Below are 13,153 nucleotides of genomic sequence, written 5' to 3'. Positions count from 1 at the left end.
CCATCCAATAAGTTAGAGCTCGACGGTCACCGAAGCGGGATCCTCCCCCACCAGCTCGGCCAGCATGGGAAGTGCCACGGCGAGCGTCTCGCGAATTGTTCCGTTGTTGGAAAAGCCGGCGGCGGCATGATGCCCGCCACCGCCAAAGTTGGCAGCAATCTCGGACACATCGAGGTCGCCCTTGGAGCGCAGGTTGCCACGCACCTTGGTATCGCCCTCAATGCCCTTTAAGAACATGCAGACCTCGACGCCCATCACCGAACGCACCACATCGACCAGGCCGTCGCACTCGTCCGAGGTGACACCGCAGGCCTCAAGGTCGCTCTGGTAGGCATAGCTATACGCCACGCGCCCATGCGCGACCGTCTTAATGCGACCCATGACAATGGACTTGAGGTGCAAAAACTCAACGCGCATGCTCTGGTAGACCTCGAGCGCAACGCGCGCCGGATCGGCACCGTGCGCCACCAGGCGCGAGGCCGCATGGAACGCGGCGGCATCGGCGTTTTGGTACTGAAAACGGCCGGTATCGGTAACCAAGCCACACAGCAGGCAGGTCGCAACGCCATCACGTGCGACAATGCCGCAATTGTCCAAAAAGCGGTCGATGATCATGGCGCAGGCCGCGGCATCGACGCGCCTCAGGCTCAGCTCGGCAAACTCCTCGCGCGCCGGATGATGATCGAAGCACACCACATGCTTGGAGCGACGAAGCACCTCGGCGGAATTATTGAGGCGCTCGACGACCGGTACGTCCACCGAGATGAACAGGTCAGGATTGCCGGCGTACGCAGATGCCGGCACCAGGCGATCGGAGCCTTCCATAAAGCGGTAAATGCGAGGAACCGGGTCATCGTCTGCCAGCAGCAGCGCAATGTCCTTGTTGGGGAAAAACTTCATGAGCGAAAGGCCCAGACCCAATACGGAGCCCAAGGCATCGCCATCGGGAGAAGTATGTCCCGAAATCGCAATGGAGGACGCACCCTCGATGAGCTCGAGGATGCGTCGCTGAATATCTGCAGACTCGCACGAGGCGAGGTCGGCGGAATTAGTCATCTAAAGCTGCCTCCTGGGCGGCATCCGCTATCGGATAGCCGTCCTCGTCCTTTTCGATCGCAAGCGTGGCGGGAACGTTTTCCAGCGCACGCGTGATGCGCTCGGCCTCATCGGTCGAGCGATCGATGCGAAAATCGAGCTCGGGCGTGACACGCCAATCGAGCGAGCGAGCCAACAGGCTGCGAATACGGCCCTTGGCGCTAGCGAGCGCCTCCATGACCTCGTCGTAGCGGCTCGCATCGCACGACACGTACACACGCGCGAACGAACGGTCCACCGCGACCTCGACCGCAGTCAAAGTAACCAGGTCGAGACGCGGATCGGAAACCTCAAAGAGCAGGAGATAACCGAGCTTCTCGCGAAGCTGCTCGCCCAGACGGCGGGTTGCCTGCGTTTGCTTCATAGCGCTACCCCCTACTCGGTACGGGCAACCTGGTCGATGCGGTAACCCTCGATCTGGTCGCCGGGCTTGATGTCCTGGAAGTTCTCCAGACCAATGCCGCCTTCGGAACCGCTCTTGAGGCTCTTGGCCTCGTCCTTGTAGTGGCGCATCGAGGCGATCTTGCCGTTGAAGACCACGATGCCGTCGCGCACCAGACGCACGGAATCGGTCGCGGCGATCTCGCCCTCTTCGACGCGGACACCGGCGGCGATACCGACTTTGGGCACCTTGAAGGTGTCCAGGACAGTCGCGGTACCCGTGGCGACCTCGACCTCGGTGGGCTTGAGCATGCCGATACGGGCGGCGTCGAGCTCCTCGAGGCACTTGTAGATGACGTCGTAGCAACGGATCTCGACGCCCTCGCGCTCGGCGGCGGAGCGGGCCTTACCGTCGGGACGGACGCCAAAGCCGATGATGATGGCGTTGGAGGCGTCGGCCAAGACGACGTCAGTCTCGTTGATGGCACCGACAGCGGAGTGGATCGTGTTGATGCGGACCTCGGACTGATCCATCTTGTCGAGCGAGTCCTGAAGAGCCTCGATGGAACCCTGGACGTCGGCCTTGATGATCAGGTTGAGCTCCTTGACCTCGGCGTCGGCGATGGTCTCGAAGAGGTTCTCGAGCGTGACGTGCTTGACGCGGCTCTGCTCCTCGATACGGGCCTTGAGCGAACGTTCATCGGCCAGGGCGCGTGCCTCGCGCTCGTCCTCGAACACGCGGAACTCGTCACCGGCGTTGGGCACGGACTGCAGGCCCAAAATCTCGACAGCGTCGGAGGGACCGGCCTCGGTGACGGCGCGGCCCTTGGGGTCGAGCATGGCGCGGACGCGGCCGTAGGTAAGGCCGGCGACCAGCGTATCGCCCACGTGCAGGGTACCGCGGGTCACGAGCACGGTAGCGACCGATCCGCGGCCCTTGTCGAGCTTGGCCTCGAGGACGTTGCCCGAGGCAAAGGTGTCCGGGTTGGCCTTGAGCTCGAGTACGTCGGCCTGGAGCAGCACGGTCTCCAGAAGTTCGTCGATACCGATCTTCTGCTTGGCCGAGATGTTGACGAACATGTTCTGTCCGCCCCACTCCTCGGGGATGACTCCGTACTCGGTGAGCTCCTGACGCACACGGTCGGGGTTGGCGCCCGGCTTATCGATCTTGTTGACGGCGACGACGATGGGTACGCCGGCGGCCTTGGCGTGGTTGATCGACTCGACCGTCTGGGGCATGACGCCGTCGTCAGCGGCGACGATCAGGATGACGATGTCGGTCACCTTGGCGCCACGGGCACGCATAGCCGTAAAGGTGGCGTGACCCGGGGTATCGATAAAGGTGATCTTGCGGTCGTTGATCATGACCTGCGAAGCGCCGATGGCCTGCGTAATGCCGCCCGCCTCGCCGGCAGCAACGCCGGTGTGACGGATGGCGTCGAGCAGCGACGTCTTGCCGTGGTCGACGTGGCCCATGACGGTGACGACCGGTGCGCGCGGCTTAAGGTCGGCGGGATCGTCGTAGAACGAGAAGGTGTTCTCCTCCTCGGGGGTGATGATCTTGATCTGACGGCCCAGGTCGTCGGCAACGAGCTCGACGAGGTCGTCAGACATGGACTGTGTCATGGTGAGCGGTGTGCCCAGCAGGAACAGGCGCTTGATGATGTCGTTGGCCGGAACGTCGAGTGCCTCGGCAAGCTCCTGGACGGTAACGCCCTGGGAAACCTTGATGGCGTCGAGCTCCTCGGGGTTCACGCCCTGGGCCAGCGCCTCCTCTATCTTGCGCTCCTCCTGAGCCTTGGCAGCCTCGCGCTCGCGCTTCTCCTTGCGCTTCTTGCGGCGACCGGTGGACTCACGAGAGGCCTCCTCGACGGCAGCACGAGCCTCCTCGAGCACCTTCTCGCGGCTATACTCCTCGGCCTCGCGAGCCATGCGGCTGTAGTGGTCCTCTTCGTTGTTGTGACCGCCCTTGCGCTTCTTGCCCTTGCCCTGCTTATCGGGGTTGGGGAAGTCCATGCCGGCAGCGACGTTGTTGCTGGCGTTGGTGCGATGGCTGTGCGGACGGCTCTCGGAGGCGTTGCGCTCGGAGTTGTTGTCGGAAGCGTTGCGATCGTTACGACGGCCACCACGGCGGTCGTTGTTGCCGCCACGACGGTTACCGCGCTCGGCGGCGCGCTCGGCCTTGGCCTTGTCCTCGGCGTCCTTCTTCTCCTTGAGCACGGTCTCCTGTGCGGCGATCTGGTCGAGCAGCGAACGGAAGCGCGAACCGGAATCGGAAGCGGGAACGGCGCGGCGCTGGGCCTCGCGGGCAGCCTCCTCCTTCTCGCGAGCAAGGCGCTCCCGCTCGGCCTTCTTCTTGGCCTCGGCCTCGGCGCGGGCGGCCTCCTCGGCAGCCTGGGCTGCGGCAAACTGGCGGCGCTCCTCCTCGCGGGCCTTCTCGGCGGCGATGCGCTCGCGCTCGGCCTCAGCGGCGCGAGCGGCCTCCTCGGCGGCAGCTGCCTGCTCCTCGGCCTGCTTGGCGGCCTCGACTTCCTGAGCGCGGGCCTCGATCACCGAGGCGAGCTGCTTGCGGACCATGGCGACATAGGCGTCCTCCAAGGTGGAGGAAGCGGACTTAGCGGGAATCTTCATATCGGCGAGATGACCCATCAGTTCCTTGGAGGTCATGCCGAACTCTTTGGCCAGGGTGGACACACGGACTTTTGCCATATGACTTCACCTACCCTTTCTGGCACCTTGGGTGCCTAGAGACTGAACGAGCGTGGGAGACGCGCCGGGACCCGCCCGGCGCGACCGCGCGCTAGATCAGGTCCTCCGCATCATCGAAGGCGTCGGTGTCATGGACACCGCAGAAACGGGAGCCGGGACGAGCCTGGTTGCGGCACTGGATGCCGTCCTCGGACACGTACTCGCAGCGGCGGACGTCCTCGTCCTCCTCGTCACCGATCAGGTCGGCGGCGGGCTCCTCGTGAACGGGAACGTTCTTGAGGATGTCGGCGGCAAGCGTCTCGGACTTGATGTCAATGTGCCAACCGGTCAGGCGCGCGGCGAGGCGGGCGTTCTGGCCCTCCTTGCCGATGGCGAGGGACAGCTGGTCGTCGGGCACGATGACGCCGGCGTAGGCCTTCTCCTCGTCAATGAGGACGCGGGTGACCTTAGCGGGCGACAGGGCGTTGGCGACGTAGACGGAAGGATCGGCATCCCACAGGATGACGTCGACGCGCTCGCCGCGGAGCTCGCCAACGACAGCGCGAACACGGCTGCCCTTGGGGCCGACGCAGGCGCCCACGGGATCCAAACGGTCGTCGAGCGAGTGGACGGCGACCTTGGAGCGCTGGCCGGGCTCGCGCGCGATCGACTTGATCTGGACGGTGCCTTCATAGATCTCGGGCACCTCCTGCTCAAACAGACGACGCATGAGCTCGGGGTGGGTACGGGAGATGACAATCGGCGGACGGCTGTGCTCGCCACGAACCGGCTGCAGGTTGGAGTTGGGGTCGCGAACGTCGATGATCACGGCCTTGATGTGCTGATTGTGCAGGTAGCGCTCGCCCATCGGACGCTCGTTGCGCTCGTTCTCGTAACGACGCTGATCGAAGTGCGGAAGCTCGGCCTCGACGCCCTCGCGGATCTTGACGATCGTGAAGTCGGGCGTGGACTGAAGCACGGTACCGCTGATGAGGTCACCGATGCGGCCGGAGAACTCCTCGTAGATCTGCTCGCGGGCGGAGTTACGCACGATGGCGTTGATCTCGGCCTTGGCGTGCTGGGCGGCGATGCGGCTCGTGTTCTTGGGGGTGACGTCGATCTCCTCGAACTCGGTGAAGTTGCCCTCCTCGTCCATGGAATCGTCGATCGGCTCCAGGCGGTAGACGTAGATCTTGCCGGTGGTACGGTCGATGGTCACCTTGGCGCCCCACTCAAGATGCAGGATCTCGGCATAGCTCTTGGCGAGCGACTGCTCCAGGCGGTCGATCAGGTAGAGCTGGTCGATGTGCTTCTCCTGGCAAAGCTCCATCAGGGCGGACATCATGTCGGATGCTGCCATCTTACTTTCCTTCCTTCGCGGGCTTGAAGTCGTAGGTGGGCTTCAACTTGCTCTTTTTAACATCAGAGAAATCGAGGGTGACAGACTCGCCGTCCTCGAGCTCGAGAGTCACGTTCGTCTCGGTGGCGGCGGCAATCTTACCGGCGTACTTGCGACGGCCCTCGGTGGCGGTGGAGGTGAGCTCGCAGTTCACGCCCACAAAGCGGGCAAAGTCACGCGGGCGGCGCAGCGGGCGCGCCATACCCGGGGTCGACACCTCAAGCGTATAGCTCGAAGAGATGGGGTCGAGCTCCTCAATCACATCGCCGACCCACTTGGTGTTGGCCGTGACGTCGTTGAGCGACAGGCTCTGACCCTCGGCACCCTCGATACGCACGCGCACGCAGGGGGCCTTGGTGGCACCCACGAGCTCGACGTCGACGATGTCGACATCGTGCTGGGGAGCGACGGCCTCGAGCGCGTCGATGATCGCCTGCTCGGTCTTGGTCTTGACCATTGCGGCACCTCCATCCATACAAAAAAGAAGCGGGGCCGAAACCCCACTTCTTTCAATTACAACTTCATTTGCAAGCAAACTATACCAATAGCTGCGGAAACGTGCAAGCACAGTACGAATCTGCAGGACAGCGTGCGCACAGCTTCTCCACAAGAAGAAGACAATTGACCGCAGGCATCAGGACAGGTACATGAAAAACGAGGGACTACCCCAGCGGAATCGCCCCTCATCTTTAACACGTCAACTATGCGCGTGGCGTTTACTTGACCACCAGGTTGACCAGCTTTCCGGGCACGCAGATGGCCTTGACGACCGTCTTGCCCTCGAGCCACTTGGCGACGGCGGCCTCGGCGGCAGCCTGCATTTCCTCGTTGGAGGCATCGCGGGCCACGTCGACGCGGCCGCGGACCTTGCCGAGCACCTGGACCACGATCTGCACCGTGTCCTCAACGGACTCGGCCAGGTCGAACTCGGGCCAGGCGGCGGTGTAGGCGTTGCCCTCGCAGCCGAGCGCCTCGTGCCACAGCTCGTCGGCCCAGAACGGGCAGATGGGAGCAAGGACGCTCACGATATCCTTAGCCACGCCGTAGCACAGCGCCTTGTCGCGGGCGGTATCCTCGGTGGCGTTGAGGTAGGCGCTCGCCGCGTTGACGAGCTCCATGACGGCCGAGATCGCGGTGTTGAACTGGCCGCGATCGAAGTCCTCGGTGCACTTGGCGATGGTGCGGTGACGCTCGCGATAGAGCTTCATCGCAACCTCGTCGAGCGCGGACTTGTCGAAGGCCACGTTGGCGTCGCCGGACTGGACGAGCTGCCAAACGATACGCCAGGCGCGCTTGATGAAGCGGTTGGCGCCCTCAACGGCCTTGGGATCCCAGTCGAAGTCCTTCTCGGGCGGAGCGATAAACAGGATCGCCAAACGCATAGTGTCGGCGCCGTAGGGCTCGATGACCGAGCTCGGAGGCACGACGTTGCCCTTGGACTTGGACATGGTGTCGCCGTTCTCGTCCTTGACCATGCCCTGGCACAGCAGGTTGGTGAAGGGCTCGTCCACACTCAGCAGGCCCAGGTCGCGCAGTGCCTTGGTAAAGAAGCGGCTGTAGAGCAGGTGCAGAATGGCGTGCTCGATGCCGCCGATGTAGTTATCGACGGGCATCCAACGATCGGCGGCCTCTCGAGAGAAGGGCAGCTTGGTGTTGTGCGGATCGGTATAGCGCAGGTAATACCAGCTGGAGCAGGTGAAGGTGTCCATGGTATCGGTCTCGCGCTTGGCCGGGCGGCCGCAGACCGGGCAGGTGGTCTCGTAGAACTCCTTGCACTCGGCGAGGGTCTCGCCTGCACCCAGGTCCAGGTTCTCGGGTAGCGTCACCGGCAGCTGATCCTCGGGCACGGGCACGATGCCGCAGTGCTCGCAGTGGATGGCCGGGATGGGGTTGCCCCAATAGCGCTGGCGGCTGATGAGCCAGTCGCGCAGACGGAAATCGACCTTGCGACGACCGCAGCCCATGGCCTCGAGGTCGGCCACGATCGCAGCCTCGCCCTCGGAGTGCTTACCGCCGCGCATGCCGGTGTACTTGCCGGACTGGACCAGCGTGCCCTCGGCAGCGTGGGCACAATCCCAGTCGACGGTCTCGGCATGGAAGGTATCGATGGTCTCGCCGCTGACCTCGACGGCAGCGCGATCGTCATCGTCCAGGATAATCGGCACGATCGGCAGGTCGTACTTGCGGGCAAACTCAAAGTCGCGCTGGTCGCCACAGGGAACGGCCATGACGGCGCCGGTGCCGTAGTCGGCCACGACGTAGTCGGCAACCCACACGGGGACCTTCTCGCCGTTGACGGGGTTCACGACGTAGCGGCCGGTAAAGGCACCGTGCTTCTCGAGGGTGCCCTGGGCACGCTCGACGGCAGAGATATGCTTGGAGTCCTCGACGATCTTGGTGACGGCCTCCTCGTACTCCGTGCCCTCGACGAGCTCATGCAGGCCGGCGTACTCGGGAGCCAGGACAAAGAAGGAAACACCGAAGAGCGTATCGGCACGCGTGGTGAAGACGGTGATCTTGCCCTCATCGCCCTCGATGGGATCGCCATCCTGGTCGCACAGGGTAAAGTCGACCTCGGCGCCCTCGGAGCGGCCGATCCAGTTGGCCTGCATCTGCTTGACGCGCTCGGGCCAACCGGGGAGCTTCTCCAGGTCGTCGAGCAGCTCCTGGGAGTACTCGGTAATCTTGAAGTACCACTGCTCCAGGTCGCGCTTCTCGGGTTCGGTGCCGCAGCGCCAACACTTGCCCTCGGTGACCTGCTCGTTGGCCAAAACGGTCTTGCAAGTGGGGCACCAGTTGACCGGGTTCTTCTTACGGTAGACCAGGCCGCGCTCCCACATCTTTTCAAAAATCCACTGGCCCCAGCGGTAATAGTCGGGGCTGCAGGTCTTGACCATGCGATCCAGATCGTAGGAGAAACCCATGCGCTTCATCGTGGCGAGCGCCTGATCCATGTTCTTATACGTCCAGGCGGCAGCCTGCGTGTTGTGTTTGATGGCGGCGTTCTCGGCAGGCAGGCCAAAGGCGTCAAAGCCGATGGGGTGCAGCACGTCAAAGCCACGCATGCGGGCCTGACGGGCCATGGCATCGCCAATGGTATAGTTGCGCGCGTGGCCCATGTGCAGGTCGCCCGACGGATACGGGAACATCTCGAGCACATACTTCTTGGGCTTGCTGTCGTCGGTGTCGACGGCAAAGAGGTTGGAGTCCTCCCAGGCCTTCATCCACCGGGACTCAATGGCCTGCGCGTCGTAGGCAGGGATCTCGTCCTTATGATCTGTGCAATCGCACATATCAGCTCCTTTAATCTTAGCTGGGGCCGGTCGGCTAGGCTTTGCTCACTGCTGCGGACAGTCCTGCTCGCACGAAGGCCACATTAAGTGGCCTTCGGCTCGTGCGGAACTTGCAGCGAGCAAAGCCTAGCCGCCCGACCCTAGGGTTAACTTGGATGATTCTAGCAAATACGACAAGCGAGATGCCTGCGACTTGCGGGCATCTCGCTTTATCTAAATAACGTGGTTGAAACTCAACCTTTATGTGAGGCTCTTACCTTATCGATAAGATACGGACTGCTGAGAATCCTTCACGACTACGTCATGGGCGCCGCCTTCGACGATCGAGGTCGAGCTTACCAGGGTCAGGCGCGCCTTTTCCTGGAGCTCGGGGATCGAGAGGGCACCGCAGTTGCACATCGTGGACTTGACCTTGTAGAGCGTGCCGCCCACGCCGTCCTTGAGGGAACCTGCGTAGGGAACGTAGGAGTCGACGCCCTCGACGAAGCTGAGCTTCGCGGCGCCGCCCAGGTCGTAACGCTGCCAGTTGCGGGCACGCGCAGAACCCTCGCCCCAGTACTCCTTCATGTACTGGCCGTTCACGTTGACGCGCTCGGTCGGGCTCTCGTCGAAGCGGGCGAAGTAGCGGCCCAGCATCATGAAGTCGGCACCCATGGCAAGGGCGAGCGTCATGTGGTAGTCGTAGACGATGCCGCCGTCGGAGCACACGGGCACGTAGACACCGGTCTCCTCGTAGTACTCGTCGCGAGCGCGGCAGACGTCGATCAGCGCGGTGGCCTGGCCACGGCCGATACCCTTGGTCTCACGGGTAATGCAGATGGAACCGCCGCCGATACCGACCTTAATGAAGTCGGCACCGCAGTCGGCCAGGAAGCGGAAGCCCTCGGCGTCGACGACGTTACCGGCACCGACCTTGACGGCCTCGCCGTAGTTGGCGCGAATCCACTCGATGGTGCGCTTCTGCCACTCGCTGAAGCCCTCGGAGGAGTCGATGCACAGAACGTCGGCACCGGCCTCGATGAGCAGCGGCACGCGCTCGGCATAGTCGCGGGTGTTGATACCGGCGCCGACCATGTAGCGCTTGTCGCCATCGAGCAGCTCGTTGGGGTTGGTCTTGTGGCTGTCGTAGTCCTTGCGGAAGACGATGCCCATAAGGTGATCGTTGTCGTCGACGATCGGCAGGGCGTTGAGCTTGTTGTCCCAGATGACGTCGTTGGCAACCTTGAGGCTGATGTTCTTGTCGCCCACGATGAGCTGCTCACGCGGGGTCATGAATTCGGAGACCTTCGTCTGGTGGTCATCGCGGCTGGGGCGATAGTCACGGCTGGTGACGATGCCCAGGAGCTTACCCTTGGGGGTGCCGTCGTCGGTAACCGGCATGGTGGAGTGACCGGTCTTCTCCTTGAGCTCGATGACCTGCTCCATGGTCATGTCGGGGGTCAGCGTGGAATCGGACTGAACGAAACCGGCCTTGTGATCCTTGACGGCCTTGACCATAGCGGCCTCGGACTCGGCGCTCTGGGAACCGTAAATGAAGGACAGGCCACCCTCGGTAGCGAGCGCGACACCCATGTCGACGCCCGAGACGGACTGCATGATGGCGGAAACCATGGGGATGTTCAGGGTGATTGCCGGCTTCTCACCGCGCTTAAAGCGGGTTAGCGGCGTCTTAAGAGAGACGTTGTTGGGGATGCACTGCGAGGACGAGTAACCAGGGACCAGCAGATACTCCGAAAACGTGTGGGACTCACCGGGAAAGAACGTAGCCATGTTTCTCCTTTTTCCATGCGACCGGTCGGCTGCAGGCCTCGTAGGACCCAGCCCAACCTTGGGCGCCCAATACTGGGGAAGTATCTTAACGCACTTTGACTGCTACAATGCATGATTTAAGAAGAGCACACGAGGGTTTGACGCAGGCTTTGCGTTTGCCCAGCAAACACTTTAGCGGGAAGACGTGGAGCGTATGAAGTACAAGACGACGGCAAAGTTGGTCATTCAAGCGTGCGACAAGGATTTGCCGGGCGTGTTCGGCCACGGCTGCGTCTTGCTGCTGCAGGGTATTGCCCGCGAGCACTCGCTCAACCGCGCCGCCAAGAGCATGGGCATGGCGTATTCCAAGGCCTGGCGCATTGTGAACGAGGCGGAAGGACAGCTGGGCTGCAAGCTCATCGAGCGCGACGGCGCCCGCGGGTCCACGCTCACGCCCGCAGGAGAGCGAGCCATAGCGGTCTACGAGGAGCTGCAGGCCGACATCAACAACGTCATCGCCACCAAAGCCAACGCCCTCATCGCCAGCATCAAAGGGTAGCTAATTTACGAAGGGCGTTGTCTAGGGCGGACGCTACGACCAGGGGGTCGTCGGTGCCGGCGAAGAGGCGGACGGCGCTCCCCTGCTTGCCGCGTGGGGCCGAAAGGCGCGTCGTTACGCCGCCGGCGGGCGATGCGCGAAACTCCCCCGGCAAAGTATCGAACAGCTCGCCCGCACTACGCTCAATAAGGTCAAACTCAACTGCCGGACCAAAGCCGTGCTCGAGGATTCCCGTTGCAAGCGCATGGTCGAGATGCGAGCCCAGTCCGGGGTAGCGCACGTTGCGCACCATCTCGTTGACGGCCAGATACTCGGCCAGCGCACGGGCGCGATCGAAGTGAGCCTGCATGCGAAAAATGAGCGAGTCCAGCCCCCGCTCTAGCACAGCAGCCTCATCAGCAGTCAAATCAAGCTTGGCCAAGCCACAGCCCTCAAGCAGGGCGTGCGCGCACTCGGCAGCGGCATCCACACGATGGCGCTTGAGCTGCGAGCGCGCGACCGAAGCGGCAACGAGATTGCGCGGAGCCATACCGGCGCACACGCGATCGAGCGCCTCGAGCGACAGCGCAGCACCCAGCCGCAGCGGATCGCAGCCAAAAGCCGACGCCACGGTGTTATCTACCACAAGTAGCGCGCGGGCTTCGCGAGCCACGCGACCCAGAGCGCGAAGATCGGGGACGCGCAGACCAAACCCGCCGATAGAGTTGACGAACCACCACAGGTGCGGTCCCTCGACATCAAACGAAGCATCAAAACCCTCGGACGCGGCGGCAAACGCCTCGACGGACGGCGAACCCACCAGCGCGACATCGCAGCAATCAAAGCCGTGCACAAACGCATCGGCAAAGTCATCGGCAAACGCAACCAGGCGGTCACCGGGACGCACAATCCCCAGCTGCGACAGCGCTGCCGGCACATGCGAGGCCGCAACAAGACGCGCCTCACGCGCACCAGCCCTTATAGCCCAGGCCTCTTCTAGCTGTTGCACGTCCACGCGGCACCATCCCTTAATTAAAACCGAACCAAATAAGCTTTCCAGGTTGAGGATAACTAGCGAGCGGGCAGCTGCCGTAGCGAGGTGCCGCGAAAGAGGAGCGACGCGTACTTTATGTACGCGAGCGACGGTTTAAGCGGCAGATCGCCACGGCAGCTGCCCGCGCAGCGTCAAGCGGTCCGGCGTTCGTTAGAACGCCGGAACAAAATCACCCGTGATACTCGCCGTTGTATTGGATGAGCGTCAGGTCATCCACGCCATCGAGTGCGCGGATGGCATCGGCATAGGGCATATCCACACCGTCCGAGAACACCTCGACGGCCATCTCCACCTTGTCGCCGCGCATCGTCTTGGACTTGACGGAAAACTTAGTGCGCCCAAATGCACGCACGATATCATCGCCGGTGGCCTGACCCGTGTAGTGAATGACCATCATGTACACGCGCGCCTTGTCCTGGTGGCTCGCAAAGCCAGCGATCATCACCACGATCACCACGGCCGTGAGCCCCACGAGCGCATACATGCCGGCGCCGGCCGTAATGCCCGTCGTAATGGCCCAAAACAGATACAGCAGGTCGAGCGGGTCCTTGACCGCCGTACGGTAACGAACGATGGACAGAGCACCGACCATACCGAGCGAGATGACCACGTTCGTCGAGATCGCGAGCGTGACCATGCAGGTGAGCACGCACATGCCCACGAGCGTCACGGCAAAACTGCGCGAATACACCACGCCGGTAAAAAAGCGCTTGTACACGTAATAGATCAGGATGCCCATGGCAAGCGCCACGAGCAGCGAAAGACCGATCTTGGCAGGGTCGACCTTGCCAAACGCCTCCAAGACGGAGTTCTTAAAAAAGTCCCTAGTGCTCATGGTCTAAATATCCCCTCGGTTCTCAAAATCCGATTCCCAGTAGTTAAAACCGACGCTCCTATAAGTTGTCAATAGGCAGTTTGCGGGAGCGCTCCCTTCAATTCGCACAGGAGCTCGTAAT

General features: G+C 62.5%; 10 protein-coding genes. 1 reads left to right on the top strand and 9 read right to left on the bottom strand.

All coding sequences use genetic code 11. From position 1 onward, the window contains the following. Positions 1-12: 12 nt before the first annotated feature. The 7 genes from AB5750_RS02790 to AB5750_RS02760 form a co-directional block, all read right to left on the bottom strand. Positions 13-1,056: a DHH family phosphoesterase gene (locus AB5750_RS02790; RefSeq protein WP_117746005.1), complete on the bottom strand. Its 1,044-nt coding sequence runs from the start codon at positions 1,054-1,056 to the stop codon at positions 13-15. After that, positions 1,049-1,459, bottom strand: a complete 411-nt coding sequence (gene rbfA, locus AB5750_RS02785; protein WP_368145362.1) for a 30S ribosome-binding factor RbfA — start codon at positions 1,457-1,459, stop codon at positions 1,049-1,051. Before rbfA ends, AB5750_RS02790 begins: the two co-directional genes overlap by 8 nt. A gap of 11 nt (positions 1,460-1,470) precedes the next feature. Continuing rightward, positions 1,471-4,185: a translation initiation factor IF-2 gene (infB, locus tag AB5750_RS02780; protein ID WP_368145363.1), complete on the bottom strand. Its 2,715-nt coding sequence runs from the start codon at positions 4,183-4,185 to the stop codon at positions 1,471-1,473. Between the two features lie 91 nt (positions 4,186-4,276). After that, positions 4,277-5,524 (bottom strand): transcription termination factor NusA, encoded by a 1,248-nt coding sequence (gene nusA, locus AB5750_RS02775; protein WP_368145364.1) that lies wholly within the window; start codon positions 5,522-5,524, stop codon positions 4,277-4,279. A 1-nt stretch (position 5,525) separates the two neighbouring features. After that, positions 5,526-6,020, bottom strand: a complete 495-nt coding sequence (rimP, locus tag AB5750_RS02770) for a ribosome maturation factor RimP (RefSeq protein ID WP_368145365.1) — start codon at positions 6,018-6,020, stop codon at positions 5,526-5,528. 259 nt (positions 6,021-6,279) lie between these two features. Next, complete coding sequence (leuS, locus tag AB5750_RS02765; protein WP_368145366.1) at positions 6,280-8,856, bottom strand: leucine--tRNA ligase; 2,577 nt, start codon at positions 8,854-8,856, stop codon at positions 6,280-6,282. Between the two features lie 258 nt (positions 8,857-9,114). Continuing rightward, entirely contained in the window at positions 9,115-10,626 is a 1,512-nt protein-coding gene (locus AB5750_RS02760) for an IMP dehydrogenase (RefSeq protein WP_368145367.1), read from the bottom strand. A gap of 193 nt (positions 10,627-10,819) precedes the next feature. On the opposite strand from AB5750_RS02760, the gene AB5750_RS02755 reads away from it, so the two are divergent. Then, positions 10,820-11,164 carry a winged helix-turn-helix domain-containing protein gene (locus tag AB5750_RS02755; RefSeq protein ID WP_368145368.1) on the top strand — a complete coding sequence of 115 codons (345 nt, stop codon included), beginning with the start codon at positions 10,820-10,822 and terminating at the stop codon, positions 11,162-11,164. Here AB5750_RS02755 and AB5750_RS02750 read toward each other — a convergent pair. Further along, complete coding sequence (locus AB5750_RS02750; protein ID WP_368145369.1) at positions 11,154-12,158, bottom strand: PLP-dependent transferase; 1,005 nt, start codon at positions 12,156-12,158, stop codon at positions 11,154-11,156. The two genes, AB5750_RS02755 and AB5750_RS02750, sit on opposite strands and share 11 nt — an antisense overlap. Positions 12,159-12,366: 208 nt before the next feature. Then, positions 12,367-13,032, bottom strand: a complete 666-nt coding sequence (locus tag AB5750_RS02745; RefSeq protein WP_368145370.1) for a DUF4956 domain-containing protein — start codon at positions 13,030-13,032, stop codon at positions 12,367-12,369. Positions 13,033-13,153: the final 121 nt, after the last annotated feature.

The sequence above is a fragment of the Collinsella aerofaciens genome (assembly GCF_040926185.1).
In the GTDB taxonomy this organism is placed as follows: Bacteria; Actinomycetota; Coriobacteriia; order Coriobacteriales; family Coriobacteriaceae; genus Collinsella; species Collinsella aerofaciens_BC.
Note: the sequence above shows the minus strand (reverse complement) of the source record. Positions and strands in the feature narration are given on the sequence as shown.